19 protein-coding genes and 1 tRNA gene are annotated in these 18,595 nt (G+C 51.3%); 10 read left to right on the top strand and 10 right to left on the bottom strand.

From position 1 onward, the window contains the following. The first annotated feature begins 25 nt into the window (after positions 1-25). The 3 genes from LKE13_RS02075 to LKE13_RS02085 are packed head-to-tail and all read left to right on the top strand — an operon-like array spanning position 26 to position 2,765. Positions 26-883 (top strand): ABC transporter permease, encoded by an 858-nt coding sequence (locus LKE13_RS02075; protein WP_227948034.1) that lies wholly within the window; start codon positions 26-28, stop codon positions 881-883. Then, complete coding sequence (locus tag LKE13_RS02080) at positions 880-1,728, top strand: ABC transporter permease (RefSeq protein ID WP_227948035.1); 849 nt, start codon at positions 880-882, stop codon at positions 1,726-1,728. Before LKE13_RS02075 ends, LKE13_RS02080 begins: the two co-directional genes overlap by 4 nt. Further along, positions 1,725-2,765: an ABC transporter ATP-binding protein gene (locus LKE13_RS02085; protein ID WP_227948036.1), complete on the top strand. Its 1,041-nt coding sequence runs from the start codon at positions 1,725-1,727 to the stop codon at positions 2,763-2,765. Before LKE13_RS02080 ends, LKE13_RS02085 begins: the two co-directional genes overlap by 4 nt. On the opposite strand, the gene LKE13_RS02090 is transcribed toward LKE13_RS02085, so the two are convergent. Then, positions 2,762-3,637 carry a helix-turn-helix domain-containing protein gene (locus tag LKE13_RS02090; RefSeq protein ID WP_227948037.1) on the bottom strand — a complete coding sequence of 292 codons (876 nt, stop codon included), beginning with the start codon at positions 3,635-3,637 and terminating at the stop codon, positions 2,762-2,764. The genes LKE13_RS02085 and LKE13_RS02090 overlap by 4 nt on opposite strands. Positions 3,638-3,777: 140 nt before the next feature. Here LKE13_RS02090 and LKE13_RS02095 point away from each other — a divergent pair, with 140 nt between their 5' ends. Then, positions 3,778-4,671: a fatty acid desaturase gene (locus LKE13_RS02095; protein ID WP_227948038.1), complete on the top strand. Its 894-nt coding sequence runs from the start codon at positions 3,778-3,780 to the stop codon at positions 4,669-4,671. Positions 4,672-4,719: 48 nt separating this feature from the next. Further along, a complete protein-coding gene (locus LKE13_RS02100) occupies positions 4,720-5,487 on the top strand; it encodes a phosphate/phosphite/phosphonate ABC transporter substrate-binding protein (RefSeq protein ID WP_227948039.1) in 768 nt (255 codons plus the stop codon). 64 nt (positions 5,488-5,551) lie between these two features. On the opposite strand, the gene LKE13_RS02105 is transcribed toward LKE13_RS02100, so the two are convergent. The 9 genes from LKE13_RS02105 to LKE13_RS02145 all read right to left on the bottom strand — a co-directional run bounded on the left by LKE13_RS02105 (position 5,552) and on the right by LKE13_RS02145 (position 13,952). Further along, positions 5,552-6,655: a branched-chain amino acid ABC transporter substrate-binding protein gene (locus tag LKE13_RS02105; RefSeq protein ID WP_227948040.1), complete on the bottom strand. Its 1,104-nt coding sequence runs from the start codon at positions 6,653-6,655 to the stop codon at positions 5,552-5,554. 105 nt (positions 6,656-6,760) lie between these two features. Then, the gene (locus LKE13_RS02110) at positions 6,761-7,114 is read right to left on the bottom strand and encodes a DUF6867 family protein (RefSeq protein ID WP_227948041.1); all 354 of its coding nucleotides are present in this window, start codon (positions 7,112-7,114) and stop codon (positions 6,761-6,763) included. Beyond that, complete coding sequence (locus tag LKE13_RS02115) at positions 7,114-7,842, bottom strand: ABC transporter ATP-binding protein (protein ID WP_227948042.1); 729 nt, start codon at positions 7,840-7,842, stop codon at positions 7,114-7,116. Before LKE13_RS02115 ends, LKE13_RS02110 begins: the two co-directional genes overlap by 1 nt. Beyond that, positions 7,839-8,696: an ABC transporter ATP-binding protein gene (locus LKE13_RS02120; RefSeq protein ID WP_227948043.1), complete on the bottom strand. Its 858-nt coding sequence runs from the start codon at positions 8,694-8,696 to the stop codon at positions 7,839-7,841. The genes LKE13_RS02115 and LKE13_RS02120 overlap by 4 nt, the downstream gene beginning before the upstream one ends. 1 nt (position 8,697) lies before the next feature. Next, entirely contained in the window at positions 8,698-10,035 is a 1,338-nt protein-coding gene (livM, locus tag LKE13_RS02125) for a high-affinity branched-chain amino acid ABC transporter permease LivM (protein WP_227948044.1), read from the bottom strand. Then, positions 10,035-10,961, bottom strand: coding sequence for an ABC transporter permease subunit (locus tag LKE13_RS02130; protein WP_227948045.1), 927 nt, complete (start codon positions 10,959-10,961; stop codon positions 10,035-10,037). The genes livM and LKE13_RS02130 overlap by 1 nt, the downstream gene beginning before the upstream one ends. 348 nt (positions 10,962-11,309) lie before the next feature. After that, positions 11,310-12,320 carry a cytochrome d ubiquinol oxidase subunit II gene (gene cydB / locus LKE13_RS02135; RefSeq protein ID WP_415776489.1) on the bottom strand — a complete coding sequence of 337 codons (1,011 nt, stop codon included), beginning with the start codon at positions 12,318-12,320 and terminating at the stop codon, positions 11,310-11,312. Positions 12,321-12,341: 21 nt separating this feature from the next. Next, the gene (locus tag LKE13_RS02140) at positions 12,342-13,739 is read right to left on the bottom strand and encodes a cytochrome ubiquinol oxidase subunit I (RefSeq protein WP_321576125.1); all 1,398 of its coding nucleotides are present in this window, start codon (positions 13,737-13,739) and stop codon (positions 12,342-12,344) included. A gap of 123 nt (positions 13,740-13,862) precedes the next feature. After that, positions 13,863-13,952, bottom strand: a tRNA-Ser gene (locus LKE13_RS02145). 239 nt (positions 13,953-14,191) lie between these two features. Here LKE13_RS02145 and rplU point away from each other — a divergent pair. The 5 genes from rplU to LKE13_RS02170 all read left to right on the top strand — a co-directional run bounded on the left by rplU (position 14,192) and on the right by LKE13_RS02170 (position 18,592). Continuing rightward, the gene (gene rplU / locus LKE13_RS18720) at positions 14,192-14,728 is read left to right on the top strand and encodes a 50S ribosomal protein L21 (RefSeq protein ID WP_321576126.1); all 537 of its coding nucleotides are present in this window, start codon (positions 14,192-14,194) and stop codon (positions 14,726-14,728) included. A gap of 5 nt (positions 14,729-14,733) precedes the next feature. After that, positions 14,734-14,991 carry a 50S ribosomal protein L27 gene (gene rpmA, locus LKE13_RS02155; protein ID WP_227948047.1) on the top strand — a complete coding sequence of 86 codons (258 nt, stop codon included), beginning with the start codon at positions 14,734-14,736 and terminating at the stop codon, positions 14,989-14,991. 116 nt (positions 14,992-15,107) lie between these two features. After that, positions 15,108-16,172, top strand: coding sequence for a GTPase ObgE (gene obgE / locus LKE13_RS02160; protein WP_227948048.1), 1,065 nt, complete (start codon positions 15,108-15,110; stop codon positions 16,170-16,172). Continuing rightward, the gene (gene proB / locus LKE13_RS02165; RefSeq protein WP_227948049.1) at positions 16,160-17,284 is read left to right on the top strand and encodes a glutamate 5-kinase; all 1,125 of its coding nucleotides are present in this window, start codon (positions 16,160-16,162) and stop codon (positions 17,282-17,284) included. The genes obgE and proB overlap by 13 nt, the downstream gene beginning before the upstream one ends. Positions 17,285-17,305: 21 nt before the next feature. Beyond that, positions 17,306-18,592 carry a glutamate-5-semialdehyde dehydrogenase gene (locus LKE13_RS02170; protein ID WP_227948050.1) on the top strand — a complete coding sequence of 429 codons (1,287 nt, stop codon included), beginning with the start codon at positions 17,306-17,308 and terminating at the stop codon, positions 18,590-18,592. The last annotated feature ends 3 nt before the right edge of the window (positions 18,593-18,595 follow it).

An 18,595-nucleotide genomic window follows, 5' to 3' on the forward strand; every position in this document is an offset into this window, starting at 1 on the left:
ATTACCGCCATTCATGAGGCTCCGCTTGGCTGATCGCTGGAAAGTTCTGATATTACTCTCCCCTGCTCTCCTCCTCATTGTGGGATTGTTTCTGGGCGGCCTTTTCCTTGGCTTGATCGGTAGCTTGGGGTATATGCCGCTACTCGGCCGGGAAGAGATAAGTCTCGACGCTTATCGCAAAATACTGGCATCGGATCGATTTTATCACTCTTTTCTAATGACCTTCTATATCTCTTTCACCTCCACAATTATCGCCTCCATTCTGGCCGTCGGGGCGGCATTGATTTTACGTCGGCATTTTTTTGGCCGCTCCGTCATTAACTTCCTATTTCAAATTAACCTAACCGTGCCGCATCTGGTGGGCGCGGTCGGCATTCTGTATCTATTCTCTCAGTCGGGCTTTTTCTCACGCCTCGCCTATGAGTTTGAGCTAATTGCGAGGCCTTCTGACTTTCCGGCGATGATTTACGATCCGCTTGCGATCGGAATTATCCTGCAATATGTCTGGAAAGAAGTTCCCTTCATCGGGATGATCCTTCTCGCCAATATGCAAACATTTGGGCAGGACTACGAAGCCGCAGCCCGCTCCCTCGGCGCAAACCGCTGGCAGGGTTTCCGCTACGTCCTGTTGCCGCTTCTCACCCCCGGTCTTCTTGCCGCTGCGCTGATAGTCTTTGCCTTCACCTTCGGCGCCTATGAGATTCCGGCCTTGCTTGGACAAAACTATCCGGCCTCCCTCCCCGTTCTGGCCTATCAGTCCTTCACCGATGTGGACCTAAACGCCCGGCCAGAGGCGTTGGCCATGGGGATGATTATCGCAGTCTTAAGTGCGGTTATGATACTCGGGTACGCCCGCCTGACGCGCAGATATGTTCGCTCATGAGTAATGGCACGGTAACAAGACAAGAAGACATTTCTCACGATGGATTGTCAGGGCCGGCCTGGTTTGCACTTATATTGCTGATTAGCTGGTTAGTCCTTCCACTAATACCCCTTGGCATTTGGTCCATCAGCCGAAGCTGGTTCTTCCCCGATATTACTCCGTCTGCTTACAGCCTACGCGCCTGGACCTATGTTTTTTCAACCACATCCGAGGTTCTCCCCGCCCTTGGCATGACAACATTCATCGCACTTTGTGCGACACTTTTGTCCGCGATCATCGGCCTGCCAGCGGGCCGTGCGCTCGGGCTCTATCAGTTTCGAGGAAAGGCAGTAATAGAGCTTTTGATTCTCGCGCCCACAATTGTGCCTGGAATTGCGGTCGCGCTCGGCCTTCATGTCGTGTTTCTCAATCTTGGCCTTGCCGGTTCCTTTTCCGGTGTCCTGATTATTCATCTCATCCCCACATTGCCCTATATGGTGCTGGTCATGGCGGGGGTATTTGCAAACTATAACCCGGAAATAGAGGCACAGGCCCGTAGCCTCGGCGCCGGCCCGATCCAGACATTCTATTATGTAACCTTGCCTGCCATCCTGCCGGGCCTGTTGATCGGGTCGCTATTTACTTTTCTCGTTTCCTGGAGCCAGTATATCCTCACGCTCCTGATCGGCGGTGGGCGTGTAGTAACGCTGCCGCTTCTTCTCTTTAATTTTGCCAGCGCGGGACGAAACGACATTACAGGCGCCATCAGTATGATTTATATCCTGCCGGGTGTTGTTCTCCTTCTCCTTGGTGCGCGTCATCTAACGGGGCGAAACAGCGCGACAGAAAGTTTGCGCCAGATATGACTGACGTTACTCTAGAAAATCTCACCAAAACCTATCCGGGCGAAACCATTCCCGCTGTGAACGATGTTTCCATGCGCATTGAGGGAGGATCGCTTACAGCGCTTCTTGGCCCGTCAGCTTGCGGTAAATCAACAATCCTGAAAATGATTGCCGGTCTTCTCGCGCCAACATCGGGCGATATCCGTTTTGCCGGACAATCCATTCTCCATTTACCGCCGAACCGGCGCGACGCCGTTATGGTGTTCCAGAACCATCTCCTCTTTCCATATATGACCGTTGGCGAGAACGTCGGCTTTGGCCTTAAGATGCGTCGCCTGCCGAAAAAAGAGATTGCCGACGCGGTTGGCAGAACATTGGAATTCGTGCAGCTGGATAGCATGGAAAAGCGCAAACCCAGCCAGCTTTCGGGTGGGCAACAGCAACGAGTCGCCCTCGCGCGTGCTTTGGTCCTTCGCCCTAAAATATTGCTACTGGATGAGCCTTTTTCCAATCTAGATGCTAATTTGCGCCTGGAAATGCAGCAACTACTTAATTCCCTCCATCAAGAGCTTAAGACGACGATGCTATTCGTTACCCATGATCAGGAAGAAGCGGTCGCTCTTTCTAGCAAAATTGCCCTTATCCTTGGCGGAACACTTCGGCAATATGCACCTGCCGTCTCCCTCTATCAGAAGCCGCAAAATCAGGAAGTAGCGAAATTCTTCGGTGCGAAAAATTTTATTCCGGGTGAATGTGCTTCTGGATATTTCGATTGCTCTCTTGGTCGATTTGCTCTGCCAGATGGTGCTCCTGATACCGGCAACATACTAACTATTCGCCCGGAAAATTTCGTTATTGGAGCTGACGGGAATACTGAAAACAGCGTTCAAGCAACAATCGTTTCAAAGCAATTTCTCGGTAACCAAACCCGCATAGAAATGCGCAAAGAAAGCATCTCCTTTGAGGCATTGCTGCCCCCCCATATTGCGGAACCGTTCGAGGAAGGAACAACAGTAGCTGTCCATTTTCCGCGTCGATCCCTTTGGGTGTTGAGCTAACTCAACGCCTTTAGATATTCCGTGATTGTTTCCGGCGCCTTATCCGGCGCGACCTCTGCACTCCGGATAAGTCCGTCGAAATGCACCGTCAGCGCACGGATATGCTCGACGGAATTTACAAGAAGATACATGTTTCCGATATAAATGGCAGCACGAAGCGGCCCGAAAAGGGTATAGGCTGCAGAGTAAATCTTCCGCGCATCAAACAGGAACAGCCGAAAGGTGGGGTAGAGTTCTTCAGTCAGCCGGATCATGTTTTTCATCTGATCACGACGGATGGAAATTGGAACCTGACGCCAAATTCCTTCCCCCTGTGCAAGCTGTTCAATTGCCTGAAGCGGCATGCATACCTCCATATCCGTTTCCGGGCGCCGGGAATAGCTTAGCTGATCCTGCATTTGCCGTTCTTTCGCTTCTCGCTCGACTGTCGTGAAATCACCAAATTCATATGCGCCAATTTCTTCAGTCCGGAGGAGATCCGGCAATGTACTTGGTACATAACGAATTTTATATCCCATTGCCTCCCGATGCCATTTCGCGAGCTTAACACTGGCTGAGGCTTCGGTGACTCGCTCAATCTCAATCATCGGCACAGCTTCGCTGGCGCTTTCATCATTTGCGATCAAGCCCATGAGCCAATCGACAGATACGCCATAAGTTCGGGAAATAGCGCACAAGGTTTCAGCGCGTGGCAACCGGGTGGATCCCGGCGCAAGAAACTGACTGAGAGCCGACCTGTCGATGCCGACGCTGTTCGCAAACTGGCTTAGATTAAATCCTTTTCGCGCCAGCAGCAGCGCCATTCGGTCGCGAAATATTTCGGCAACATCCCGCTTATCCGGATTTTCCTTATCTAAATGCAGTGATTTCACACCATTTTCCTATTTAAGTAACAATATTGAACTTAAGTTTTATATTAACATAAAAATTAGCGAAATATCGCATTGTATATTCCCTGTCTGGTAGCTCATAATTCTCTTCTTCTAATAATGACTTATGGAGTTGATGAACTGTGTTGTTGCGTGAACGGCTGGAAATCAGAACCCTTGCATTGATTATGCTGTGCTATGGGATTTGGGGGTTTATCCTTTTTGGACCGGTAGACTTCCCTCTTTGGCTTACAGTTTTGATGCTCGTCCCGGTGATTACTTTTCACTCCTCACTTCAACATGAATGCATCCATGGCCATCCCTTCGTTGATCGTCGCCTGAATGACCTGTTTATCTATTTGCCGATCGGCTTGTTCATGCCCTATCCACGATTTAAAGAAGTTCACCTGACCCACCATCAACGGGCGCGGATCACTGATCCGACAGAAGATCCGGAAAGTTGGTATGTCACAGACGAGCAATGGGCGAAATTCAATCGCATACAGAAGCTGATATGGACTGCCAATAACTTTCTCATAGGGCGCATGCTTATTGGCCCCGCAATCGGGGTATCCAGTCTCCTTCGTGCAGATATTCAGAGAATTCGAAATGGGGACCGTCGATTGCTTGGCGACTGGGCGCTTCATTCTACGCTTTGTGGTTTGCTTTTTATCTTTATCGGTTATTTTTCTAACATTTCCATTCTTGGCTACTGTATTGCCGCCTATTTTGGCATGTCACTTCTGATGATCCGCACCTTTCTTGAACATCAGGCGCACCCGGATCGTCGAGCGCGTTCTGTCCTGATCAATGACAAAGGGCCATTGCGGTTTTTGTTTCTGAACAATAATCTACATGCCGTTCATCATGCCTATCCGTCCGTCGCTTGGTACCGGTTGCCGGGCTTATTCCGCCTCCATCAGGAGCGCTTCGTCGAAATGAACAAAGGTTATTTTTACAAAAGCTATACCGACGTCATTCGCGCGCATGCGTTTAAACGAAAAGAACCTGTCGCCTTTCCATTGGACCCGGTTTAATTTTTGAAGATGATATCCTCGATAGCACCCTCTGTGGCGCTTCTCCCTATGTATGACTGGCCTGAAATCCGCCGCGCGACGGATACCTATTGGGCGGCCCTTCAAGAGAGCCTTGGGGATGCCGGATTTAAACCACCAAAACTTCTTACCCGGACAGACGATCCGTTCGAATGCTGGATAGATCCGGCCCTTTTGCTTGGCCAGACTTGCGGCCTCCCCTTTGTCGAAAAGCTAGCAAGCGATGTCTCCCTCGTCGGAACACCCGCCTATGACATTGACTGTGGGGCCGGCAGCTATTTCAGTGTGATTGTTGTTCATAAAGAGAGTGATATTGAAAAGCTTTCGGACCTTAATGCCGCGACCCTCGGCTATAACGATCCGCTTTCACAGTCCGGCGTCTCGGCCTTTTTCTCCTATCTGGCGGAGGAAGGAATTTCCTTTCAGAAAATTCGCCGGTGTGAGCGGTTGATGTCTCATCGGAATGTCATACAGCACTTAGCGGAACGGCAAATTGACATAGCCTCAATCGACGCCGTGACATGGGAACTTGCAAAACGATTTGAGGTGGCAACGAATAATCTCTCCGTTATCGCGCGCACTCACCCAACACCTGGACTTCCCATTATAACCGCGCGACGCCCCAAAAGTGAGATTGACCGGATCCATCACGCGGTTGTTGAAGCAATGGCATCTCTGTCTTGCGAGATACAGGATACACTTCTTTTGACGGGCTTCGCCGCAACAGAGGAGGCAGATTATCAAATTATCAAACGCAACTTTGAAAAAATCAGCCCTGATCTGGAAAATCTCTTATAGAGAAACACAATAAAAAAACCCGGAAGCCGAAACTTCCGGGCTTAATATCAAACGTCAAGGTGACTTATTTATAGTCGTATTTGCCGTCTTTCCATTCGTACCAGACATAACCCGGCAGGGTCACGTCGCCTTTATCATCGAAAGACAATGATCCGAGGACCGTTTCAAACGTACCCTCATTCAAGGCATCCATAACGGGCTCCAGATCAACGGACTTGGCAGCTTTAGCCGCGTCCGCCCAAGCCTGCACTGCAGCATAGGTGTAAAGAACGTAACCTTCTGGCTCAATGCCTTTGGCACGGAACTTTGCAACCAGTTCAGTAACGCCCGGGTTTTTACGTGGGTCCGGCGAGAAAGTCATCAGTGTGCCTTCACCAGCATCGCCCGTGATTGACCAATATTCGTCAGTCACCAGTGCGTCACCAGATACGAGCTGGGTTTTCATGCCCTGATCGCGCATCTGGCGAACAATCAGGCCAGCTTCTGTGTGATAACCGCCAACATACGCGATATCGATGCCTTCCTGTTTCATTTTGGAGACAAGTGCCGTGTAGTCTTTTTCACCAGCAGTATAGGCTTCATACATGGTTGCCTTGCCACCAGCGGCTTCCATGGAAGCTTTGGTTTCATCAGCAAGACCTTTACCATAGGCAGTCTTGTCATGCAGGATGGCTACTTTCTTGCCTGCTTTGGTTTCATCAGCAAGATAAGCGCCAGCAACCTTGCCCTGCTGATCGTCACGGCCGCAGACGCGATATACGTTCGGGCCGCCTTCATCGGTCAGCTTCGGGTTGGTGGAAGCGGGTGAAATCTGAATGATCCCTTCTTCTTCATATACGGCGGATGCCGGAATGGAAGAACCGGAACAGAAATGGCCAGCCATAAAGACAACGCCTTTTGACACCATCTGGTTGGCAACAGCCACAGCCTGCTTCGGATCGCAAGCGTCATCACCAATCTCAAGTGTCAGCATTTCGCCATTCACACCGCCAGCGGCATTAATGTCCGCGACAGCCTGCTCTGCACCAGCCTTCATCTGCTGACCAAAGCTCGCATACTGCCCCGTCATCGGGCCTGCCGTTGCAATCGCAATATCCGCCCAGGCGGCGCCTGAGCTGATCATCACGCCCATCGACATAGCCGACACGGCAAGTAACATTTTTTTCATCTTCGTACTCCCAGTTGGTAAAATGTAACTCAAATAAATACGCTACTTTTTCGCAATTATATCAAACTTTTAAAGAAACTTGAAAGCGAAATCGAGTGGAGGGTCTCAGCCCGCCGCACCTTTTTTCTCGCGCCAGGAAAAAGGGCCTGCCCGTTCATAAAGCCAGCGGTACTGTGTCACCATTTGCCGCACCCGGGTCAAACGGTAACCCAATAGAGAAATGCCGATCAATACCAAGGCATCAACGACATAATAATGGAGGGATAGCAACGTCCCCTCGAATAAAGCAAAATGGAAAAACCTCACAGCAAACGCCAACAACATCATAAAGAAGATTAAATGCGAAATGGGGCGCCAATTTGACGCGAGCGACCGCCCGGAAAGATATCCCGCACCGCCCCCGATAATGACCGTGACAAACAGGAAGGTGACAAAACTGTTTTCCCAAATAATTCCCATCAGTGCGCCCCTCCTTCCAGATAAGCGGCACGAACCTCTTCGCTCGCCAGTAATTCCTTACCGGTTCCACTCAGGGTAATATTGCCATTGACCATAACATAGCCGCGATGCGCCAGTTTAAGCGCATGATACGCGTTCTGCTCTACCAGAAAGACGGTCAGCCCATCCTTTTCATTGAGCTCCTTTATCGCTTCGAATATCTGTTTCACGACGAGCGGCGCCAAACCAAGTGACGGCTCATCAAGCAACAAAAGTCGAGGCCGAGCCATCAAAGCTCTGGCAATCGCAAGCATTTGCTGCTCCCCGCCCGAAAGAGTACCGCCGCGCTGATCTTTTCGCTCCTTCAGTCTTGGGAACAGAGAAAACGCGTGGGCTAGATCTTCCTCAAAATAGGCAGGATTGGAAGTCGTCGCCCCCATGATCAGATTTTCATAAACCGTCATGCGGGAAAATATCCGTCGCCCTTCTGGTGATTGGGCAATATTCATACGGGTGATTTCGTGGGTCGGCAGATTAGTAATATCCTGCCCGTCGAAAATTATCTGCCCTGCCGCCGCGCGAGGGTCCCCGCAAATAGTCATCATCAGGGTGGATTTTCCAGCTCCATTCGCGCCAATAAGGGTCACGATCTCGCCGGAGTTCACCTCCATTGTGACACCTTTTAGAGCCTGGATCTTCCCGTAATAGGTTTCAACGTCTTTCACTGCAAGAAGGTGTTGATCGCTCATGAGGATACTCCTTCCTCAATTTCATGCTCCACTTCTTCCACCTCATCATCCGCCACTCCGAGATAGGCAGCAATGACGCTTGGATCATTGCGTATTTCCTCCGGCGTGCCGTCAGCGATTTTCTTGCCATAGTCGAGTACTATAATATGATCAGAAATTCCCATAACCACATTCATATCATGCTCGATCAAGAGAACCCCGGTATCGCGCTCCTTGCGGATAAAGAGAAGCAGTTTGTTCAGCTCTTCCGATTCTCGCGGGTTCAGGCCCGCTGCCGGTTCATCAAGGCATAGCAATTTCGGTTTCGTGCACATGGCGCGGGCAATCTCAAGCTTGCGTTGCTCTCCGTATGGCAGATCTCCCGCCGCATCATCTGCACGGGCCGTCAGACCTGTTTGCTCCATCCAGTATTTGGCCAACTCTACCGCTTCCTTTTCGGCTTTTTTATAACCGCTTAGTCCGAATATCCCGCCAAATGTATAACTGGAGGCAATCATCAGAGGGTTATGCTGACCCACCATCAAATTTTCGAGTACTGTCATCCCGCCGAACAGCCTGATATTCTGGAAAGTCCGCGCAACCTTCGCCACTTTCGGAATTTTAAAATCGTCCATTCGTTCAAGAAGGAATTTCGCTCCGTCTTCGTGCCGCGCTGTAATCCGTCCTTCTGTCGGCTTGTAAAAACCAGTAATGCAGTTGAACACCGTGGTCTTGCCCGCACCATTCGGACCGATCAGCGCAGTGATATCGCGCCGGTCAACATCGAAGGAAAGGTCATCAACGGCAAGCAAGCCGCCAAAGCGCATGTTCAGATGCTCAACAGTTAGTACGGGATCTTCGACAATATTTATCATGTCAGTGTCCCTCCCCTTGCGCGACCATATCCGCCGACACCGCTTTTTTCTCTTTCAGGAAGATTGAAGGAATACGCGTGGAGATCAGGCCACGCGGACGCCAGATCATGATAACCACCATGGCAAGGCCAAATATCAGCATCCGGAATTGCTCTGCCTCCCGGAAGACCTCAAATCCGCCGATCATGGCGATAGAGGCAATCACCACACCGACCTGCGATCCCATGCCGCCCAGAACCACGATTGCCAAAATCAGGGCTGATTCGATAAATGTGAAACTTTCTGGCGAGATAAACCCCTGCCGGGTCGCGAAAAACGATCCGGCAAAACCCGCGAACATGCCGCCGATGGCAAAAGCCGTCAGCTTTACGGATGTTGTATTAAGGCCAAGCGACCGGCAGGCAATCTCATCTTCCCGCAAAGCCTCCCACGCGCGACCAATCGGTAGACGGCGAAGACGGTTGGTTACGAAGTTAGTGAGCAGCGCCAGCGCGAGGATCAGGAAATACATAAACATAATACGATGGATAGAGGAGTAATCGAGACCGAAAAAGTCTGCGAAACCGCCTTCCCTGCGTGTAAATTCCAGACCGAAAAAGCTTGGCCGTGGAATACCGGATAGTCCATCGGGGCCGCCTGTGAACTGATACCAGTTGAGTAGGACGATGCGAATAATTTCCCCAAAGGCTAGGGTTACAATCGCGAGGTAGTCCCCGCGGAGCCGGAGAACCGGAAACCCGAGAATAATCCCCCAGAACGCCGCAAGAATGCCGGCAAGCGGAAGACACATCCAGAATGAAAACCCGAAATATTGCGCGAGCAAAGCATAGGAATAGGCCCCAATCGCATAAAAGGCCACATAGCCAAGATCGAGCAATCCTGCCAGCCCGACCACAATGTTCAAGCCCCAACCAAGCATGACATATGTCAAAATCAATATGCTGAGGTCGAGGAGATAACGATCGGTAAAAGGGAGAAAGGGGAAAACCAACGCGAATAACAACATTGTCGGCCCAAAACCCTTGCCAACCTTAGCTGTTATTTTCGCAATTCCAGACTTGATGCCCGTTGGCACCTCAATGGCCGAAGTGCCCGGCGGTTTGCTCCAGAAAAATATCCAGAGCAACAATCGACCGAAAACCACCGCGGCGATCACATAGAAGGCAATATCATATCGAACTTCCAACCGAAGGCCGCCTGCGGCAGACACAGTGCGAAACGCAATTGTTGAGCCAAAAATTGCTGTCGCGATCAGCGCTGTGACGATAAGGTCTTTGGCCACCTTGCTAAAATCCAGATGCCTTCCGGGGCGCGAGGCGCTGTTTGAAGTGTCTGCCATTATACTTTTTCCACCTCTGGCTTACCAAGTAAACCTTGCGGCAGAAAGATCAGTACAATCGCAAGCATGGAGAAGGCGGCGACGTCCTTATACTCAATCGAGAAATAAGCGGACCAAAAAGTTTCAATCAGCCCAATTACCAGCCCCCCCAGCATGGCCCCGGGCAATGATCCGATTCCGCCAAGCACAGCAGCAGTAAAAGCCTTCACACCTGCAACGAAGCCGATAAAAAAGTCAATAACACCATAGTAAAGCAAGAACATCAGGCCCGCGACAGCGGCCAGCGCTGCGCCCATAACAAATGTCATGGAAATTGTCCTGTCGACATTGATACCAAGGAGTGAGGCCATCTTGCGATCCTGTTCACAGGCACGCTGTGCCCGGCCCAAAGATGTCTTGGCAATGATGAGAGAGAAAACCGTCATCAGAACGATGGTCACGGTGATGATCAGAATCTGCATATTGGACAACTGAACGGTGAACCCATCGGCCCGCGTCATCAGAGTATAGCCGTCTTCAATAAGTGGCTGCAGGGGTTTCACACGTGCGCCCTGCGTGATCTGGATATAGTTTTGCAGGACAATGGAAATGCCAATGGCCGTAATCAGCGGTGCAAGCCGGAAAGAGCCGCGAAGCGGACGATAGGCCAGTCGTTCCGTCGTCCATCCAAATACGGAAGCGATCACCATGGAGGTTACAAGAACGAGAATCAGCGCCAGAATAGTCAGACCAAGCCCGGTCGAAACCGTTAGACCAAGCGCTGTGATGACAATAAGTGCGATAAACGAACTCACCATAAAAATGTCGCCATGCGCAAAATTGATCATGCCGATGATACCATAAACCATCGTATACCCGATCGCGATAAGACCATAAATCGATCCCAGCGTGATTCCATTGATCAATTGCTGTAAAAAATATTCCATCAAGCTCCCCCGGAGAAAAAACCTGCCACAATGCCGGACAGCTCTTCCATATCCTAAATCGACAGTTACCACCGCCGTTGCGGATCTTGATCATCTCCCTTCCAAAAAGCTGATCTAAACATCCGGCGACGTTACCGTATGACAGACATATGACAGACGCAAGAGAGATTTGTTTTATAGATATAGTATATTAGCTATTTTCGACACAACCCGGTCCGATAGAAGCAAACCGTCATCTAGATCAAGGCATGAGTATAAGTCGAATTAGGAAAGCAACGCTGCCAACCGCCAAAACGCCCAGCACCCACAAGGCAATAAACCAGAGATACTGCCGCCACCGAGAGGACATCAGTGATATCCACCTTCCTTATCTACTTTACCTCTGAATACCCAATAGCTGTAAACCGTGTAGGCTAGGATTGTCGGCACTAGAAATATCGTTCCTACAATAAGAAAATACAGGCTTTTTTCGGGAGCTGCGGCTGCCCAGATGGTCAGATCAGGCGGCACCATATGTGGATAGAAACTGATTCCAATACCGATATAGCAAAGTAAGAATATCCCGTGCGCCGCGAAAAACGGACGAATGTCATGATGACGCTTCAACCCCAGAAACAACACCCCTGCACAAATAGCGAGCAAGAACGGAACGATTATACTGAAAGCAAGGTTAGCCCCGTCAAACCATCGGTGGTGATATTGCGCATCAAGAAACGGCGTTGCAAGACTGACAATGCCAATAAGTGCGAGAGTTCCCATACCGGAAATCATGGCAAACTTACGGGCAATGCCCTGCAGCTCTCCCTCGGTTTTCATCACCAGCCAAGTCGCCCCCAGCAGCGCATACCCCATGACAAGAGACACGCCGGTCAGCAATGAAAAAGGCGTCAGCCAGTCGAGACGACCGCCGGCATAGCTTCGGTCAACGACGTCAATTCCCTGAATCAGCGCACCGAGGCATATCCCTTGCGCCAAAGTGGCCATAATGGACCCAAAGGCGAAGGATCGATCCCACCAGATACGGTTCTTCTTGGACGCGCGCCAGCGAAATTCGAAAGCGACCCCCCGGAATATGAGACCCAGCAACATGATAATAATCGGGATATAAAGGGCGGGCAAAACAACCGCATACGCAAGCGGAAAGACAGCAAGCAATCCCCCGCCACCAAGGACGAGCCAGGTTTCGTTCCCGTCCCAAATCGGCGCAACAGAATTCATCATTACATCGCGGTGACCTGTTTTTTCTGCAACCAGCGGAAACAGGATACCAACCCCGAGATCAAATCCGTCGAGAGACACATAAGCCAGGATCGCGAAGGCAATGATCGCGGCCCAGATTAGTGGTAGGTCAAATTCCAGCATATTTTTTCCTCCCCCGCGTCAAGATTTGGTGCGATCAAGGGTTGAGGGAGCGCCCGTCATCCCGGACGCTCTCTTCAGGCTGGTAGTTTCCTTCCCAGAAACAGAAACCGGCGTTTTCGCCATTAGCCGCAGCATATAATACACACCAGTACCAAACAGGACAAAGTAGACAACGATAAAGGCAATTAACGTTCCGCCAACTTCAATTCCATTTAGCGGAGAGGCACTATCTGCGGTTCGTAACAACCCGTAGACTGTCCAGGGCTGCCGCCCAGCTTCCGTCGTGATCCAGCCGCAGAGTACCGCCACAAAGCCGATCGGTCCGGCAGCTACCGCAGCACGCGTGAGCCATCGATCTTCATAAAGGCGCCCCTGATAACGCCGAAGCAGACTCCAAAGCCCAATGAGCAGCATGATCATTCCCATTCCAACCATAATCCTGAAAGCCCAAAAAATAAGAAACGTGTTTGGCCAGTCTTCTCTCGGAAATGATTCAAGACCCTGTAGCTCTCCGTCCCAACTGTGGGTGAGAATAAGCGATCCGAGCCTTGGCACCTCAACTGTATAAAGTGTCTTCGCTTCTTCATTATCCGGAATTCCAAAAAGGAGGAGCGGCGCCCCTTTCACATTCTTATAATGGCCCTCAATCGCCGCAATTTTTGCCGGTTGATGTTCAAGCGTATTTAATCCGTGCTGATCACCCGCGATGATCTGGATTGGCGTCACAATTGCCGCCATCCACATTGCCATCGAAAACATCAGCCTTGCGTTCCTGGATGTCTTGTCTTTAAGCAGGTGAAAGGCGCCGACCGCACCGACAACGAAGGCTGTTGTCAAATAAGCCGCCAGCACCATATGGACAAACCGGTACGGGAACGACGGATTGAAAACCACGTTAAACCAGTCATCCGGTACAAACTGTCCCGCCGCATTAATGATATGACCTGTTGGGGTCTGCATCCAGGAATTCACAGAAAGAATCCAGAAGGCGGAAAAAAGAGTGCCCGCCGCCACCATCAGCGTTGCAAAGAAATGAAGCCCCGGCCCGACCCGCTTCTGACCAAACAGCATGATGCCAAGGAAACCAGCTTCGAGGAAAAAGGCTGACATGACCTCATAGCCCATCAGTGGCCCGATCACCGGCCCTGCTTTATCAGAGAAGACGGACCAATTCGTCCCAAATTGGTAGGCCATAACAATGCCGGATACGACTCCCATGCCAAAACCGACGGCAAAAATTGTCTTCCAATAGTTGAAGACCTCTAAGTATCGCTCTTCCTTTTTCCAGAGCCACAATCCCTCAAGAACGGCGAGATAGCTGGCCAATCCGATAGAAAACGCCGGAAAAATAATATGAAACGACACCGTAAAGGCGAATTGCATTCGGGCGAGATCGATTGCGTCAATGCCAAACATGCTGCCTTACTCCGCATACTCCAAGATAAGGATAGACTAACATTTCTTCAGGCGTTGTCAGGTGTTTTTGCACGCGCTGCGACAAATTGCTGCAAATTGGTTGACGCTTCAGCTCAGAAGATTTGGCGGTCGGTGAGAGATTCGAACTCTCGAAGGGCATTCACCCTTACCGGTTTTCGAGACCGGCGCATTCAACCACTCTGCCAACCGACCGCGTTCGTATTTTGTACGAGAGAGCCTGATAACAGGCCCGTAAGCGCTCAAAATCCGAGGAAAGCGGCTTGTAACGCATGGGATTTGACGGCGCAAGTGCAGAATGCGCCAAAAACTTCAAATCTATGCCTGAATCAGGTTGACTTCGCCCTCCCCATGGATATATTGCGCCCTTCAATTGTGGTGCGCTAGGAATTCAGTCTTGGCGGCCCATTCAACATGTTCGAAACGGATCAGCCATGTTTGCAGTGATCAAAACCGGCGGCAAGCAATATAAAGTCGCCAAAGACGATGTTATCAAGGTAGAGCGCCTGGCAGGTGAAGCCGGTGATAGCGTTCAACTCGATGAAGTTCTGGCCATTTCTGGTGATGACGGCGCCCTTACTGTTGGTGCACCGCTTCTCGACGGCGCTGTTGTTTCGGCAACCCTGCTGGAGCAGGCACGTGCCGACAAGATCGTTGTCTTCAAGAAGAAACGTCGCCAGAACTACCGCCGCAAGGCTGGCCACCGTCAGGATTTGTCAGTTCTGAGAATCACCGATATTGCCGCTAAGGGCGCAAAGAAGGCAACTGCTAAGAAAGCCGCTCCTAAGGGGGAAGCTGAGGCAAAAGCCGCTGCTCCTGCAAAGGAAGAGAAGGCCGAAGCCGCACCGAAAAAAGCAGCTCCGAAAAAGGCACCTGCCAAAAAGGCAGCTCCAAAGGCCGCTGCTGAAAAGAAAGCACCTGCGAAAAAAGCAGCGCCCAAAAAGGCTGCTGCAAAGAAAACCGAGGAGTAAGCTAGATGGCACATAAAAAAGCTGGCGGTTCATCCCGCAACGGTCGCGACTCAGCTGGTCGCCGCCTCGGCATCAAGAAATATGGTGGCGAGAAAGTTATTCCAGGCAACATCATTCTGCGCCAGCGTGGTACCAAATGGTATCCTGGCACCAATGTAGGAATGGGCAAGGACCACACCATCTTCGCCGTTATCGATGGTAATGTAAAATTTACCAAGAAAAGTGGCGGAAAGATCTATGTATCCGTAGAACAGCAGGCATAACGCCCGCTTCTAACGGCTAAAAGATTGAAGAAGGGGAATGGTCCAACCATTCCCCTTTTTTGTTTTAATGACGCGCGGATTATATCCGGCGTTGAGAAAAGGCAAGCAACAGCGTTATGAAATTTCTCGATCAAGCAAAAGTTTTTCTTCGCTCTGGTAACGGGGGGCCCGGTGCGCTGAGTTTCCGGCGCGAAAAATTTATCGAGTTCGGCGGCCCGAACGGCGGCGATGGTGGCCGTGGCGGCTCTGTCATAGTTGAATGCGTCGAAGGGCTTAACACACTTATCGACTACCGTTATCAGCAACATTTCAAGGCGAAGAGTGGCGGCCATGGCATGGGGCGTGACCGAACCGGTGCTGCGGCCGCAGATATGATCATGAAAGTTCCGGTCGGGACACAAGTTTTTGAAGAAGACAATGAAACCCTGATTGCTGACCTGACGGAAATCGGTCAGAAAATTGTCCTCTGTAAGGGCGGTGACGGCGGTCGCGGCAATGCCGCCTTCAAGACGTCAACAAACCGCGCACCGAGAAAAATCGAACCCGGTTGGCCCGGTGAAGAGAGATGGATCTGGCTGCGTCTTAAACTAATTGCCGACGTTGGGCTCGTGGGTTTACCCAATGCCGGCAAATCAACCTTCTTGAGCGTTACCAGCCGCGCCAAGCCCAAAATTGCAGATTACCCGTTTACGACGCTGGTTCCCCAGCTTGGCGTTGTTGCCGCCGGGGAGCGGGAGTTTGTCCTTGCCGATATCCCGGGCCTGATTGAGGGCGCATCGGAAGGCATTGGGCTCGGCCACCGCTTCCTCGGGCATGTGGAACGATGCCGAGTTCTCCTGCATCTAATCGACGCGACAGAGGAGGACGTTGTCGGTTCGTACAAGACAATCCGAGGAGAACTCGCCGCATATGATGAGGGGCTTGCGAATAAACCGGAGATTATCGCGCTCAATAAGATGGATTCGGTGAGCGAGGACGAACTGGATGAAAAAGTCAACGCGATCAAGGATATTTCAGGAAAGCCCGTTCATATCATTTCCGCCGTGATAGGCGAAAATGTCGAACCCTTGCTTTTCGCGCTGTTGAAAGTCGTGGATGAGAGCACGGCAAAAGAAAAGGCAGAGCAAGAGGCTGAAGAAAAATTGCTGGCCGGGGAAGAGCCGACAACATGGCGCCCCTGATTAACAGATTTATCCGTGCAAAACGTGTTGTCATCAAGATAGGTTCTTCCCTCCTCGTAGATGGCACTACCGGACGGCTGCGTCGGGACTGGTTGACTGCACTCGGTCAGGATATCGCACAAATGAAACGCCGGGGTCAGGAAGTGCTGATCGTTTCCAGCGGCTCTATTGCCATGGGTCGGCATGTGCTGGGCCTTAAGAACACCCCTCTTCGTCTGGAGGAAAGTCAGGCCGCGGCAGCAACCGGCCAGATTCAACTCGCACATGCGTATCAGGAAATTCTCGGGCTTGAAAAAATACAGGTCGCACAAATTCTCCTTACACCTGGAGACACAGAGGAACGCCGTCGCTACCTCAATGCGCGGAGCACGATTACAACACTTCTCTCACTTGGCGCGCTACCCGTTGTGAACGAGAATGACACCGTCGCGACGAGTGAAATTCGATATGGCGATAACGACCGCCTTGCCGCCCGCGTAGCACAGATGATATCCGCCGATTGCCTGGTTTTGTTGAGCGATGTCGATGGTCTTTATACTGCCGATCCTAAGGGTGATGCGAACGCAAAATTCATTCGTGAAGTAAAAGATCTCGACGGAGAGATACTTGCCATGGCCAGCAAGACAAAAACCGATGTAGGTCGCGGCGGCATGGAAACCAAACTGAAAGCCGCACAAATCGCAATGGCGGCAGGCTGCAACATGTTCATTACAAGCGGTACGGTTATGCACCCGTTAAAAGCATTGGAAGACGGTGCATTGTCGACCTGCTTTATTGCCCATGAAACGCCCCGCAATGCCCGAAAGAAATGGATCGCGGCCAGCCTGTCCTCACGCGGTCAATTGATTATAGACAAAGGCGCGGAAAGAGCTCTCAAATCCGGCAAAAGCCTGCTCCCTGCGGGGGTTTCCAAAGTGGAAGGTCCGTTCGAGCGGGGCGATCTTGTGATGGTAATGAATTTAGACGGACAGGAACTCGGACGCGGCCTTGTCGCCTATTCCTCCGAAGATGCTCAATGTATTATTGGGCATAAAAGTAGTGAGATTGCAGAAATTCTCGGTTATTCTGGCCGGGATGAAATGATTCACCGGGATGAACTTGCTTTAAACTAATCCGATAAACGGGAAGAAAAAATGACAGCACTGCCTCAAATCAGCAATAGCGGCGACATCGCCCGCATGATGGAAGAGTTGGGTCGCGGCGCACGAAAGGCCGCAAGTGAGCTGTCCCTTGCCCCAACGGAGACGAAGAACAAGGCCCTTCGTGAAGCGGCAAACGCCCTACGTGCCCGAAAAAGCGAGATCATGACCGCAAATGCAAAAGACATGGCCGCCGCCAGCGGAAAAGGAATTTCTGCTGCGCTTCTCGACCGTCTGGAGCTTAATGACGCACGGATTGAGGCCATGGCCGCGGGTCTAGAGGCCATTGCAGAACTAACTGACCCCGTTGGTGATATCATTGCCGAATGGGATCGACCCAACGGTTTGCACATTTCACGGGTGCGCGTGCCCTTGGGTGTCATCGGGATCATCTATGAATCCCGCCCCAATGTTACAGCAGACGCAGGCAGCCTCTGCCTCAAATCCGGGAATGCCTGTATCTTGCGTGGAGGGTCGGAAAGTTATCATTCCAGCCGCGCTATCTGGTCCTGCCTTCAGGAAGGTCTGGCCGCTGCCGAGCTTCCCGTGGAAGCGATCCAGATGATCCCGACAACTGATCGCGCGGCGGTCGGCGAACTGCTGACAATGTCCGACTTTGTAGACGTCATTGTTCCGCGGGGTGGCCGCAATCTGATTGAGCGGGTGCAGAAAGAAAGCCGTATTCCCGTTTTCTCCCATCTTGAGGGACTGGTTCATATATACATCGATGGAAAAGCAGACCCCGCCAAGGCACATGACATAGTCCTAAATTCTAAGATGCGGCGGGTGAGCGTGTGTGGCGCCCTTGAAACTCTGCTTGTTAATCGTAGCGTTGCCAAGGACCTTCTTCCTGCTATCTTGAATGATCTCATTGCATCGGGCTGCGAAGTGCGGGGCGATACTGAAGTTCAGAAATTGAACAGTAACATCGTTCCTGCAACTGAAGAAGACTGGCAAACAGAGTATCTGGAACCGATCCTCTCTGTTCGTATTGTCGACGATCTAGCTGCCGCTATCCAGCATATCGAGACATATGGTTCCCATCACACGGACTGCATCATCACCGAAGACGAGTCCGCGGCAGCGGAGTTTATGCGGAAAGTCGATAGTGCGATTGTCCTGCAAAATGCCTCGACACAGTTTGCCGATGGCGGAGAGTTTGGCATGGGCGCAGAAATTGGGATATCCACCGGGAAAATGCATGCGCGCGGCCCGGTCGGCGTCGAGCAGCTCACCAGCTTTAAGTATATCGTCAAGGGCTCCGGCCAGACCCGGCCCTGACAG

It is taken from the genome of Sneathiella sp. HT1-7 (assembly GCF_020731145.1).
GTDB lineage: Bacteria > Pseudomonadota > Alphaproteobacteria > Sneathiellales > Sneathiellaceae > Sneathiella.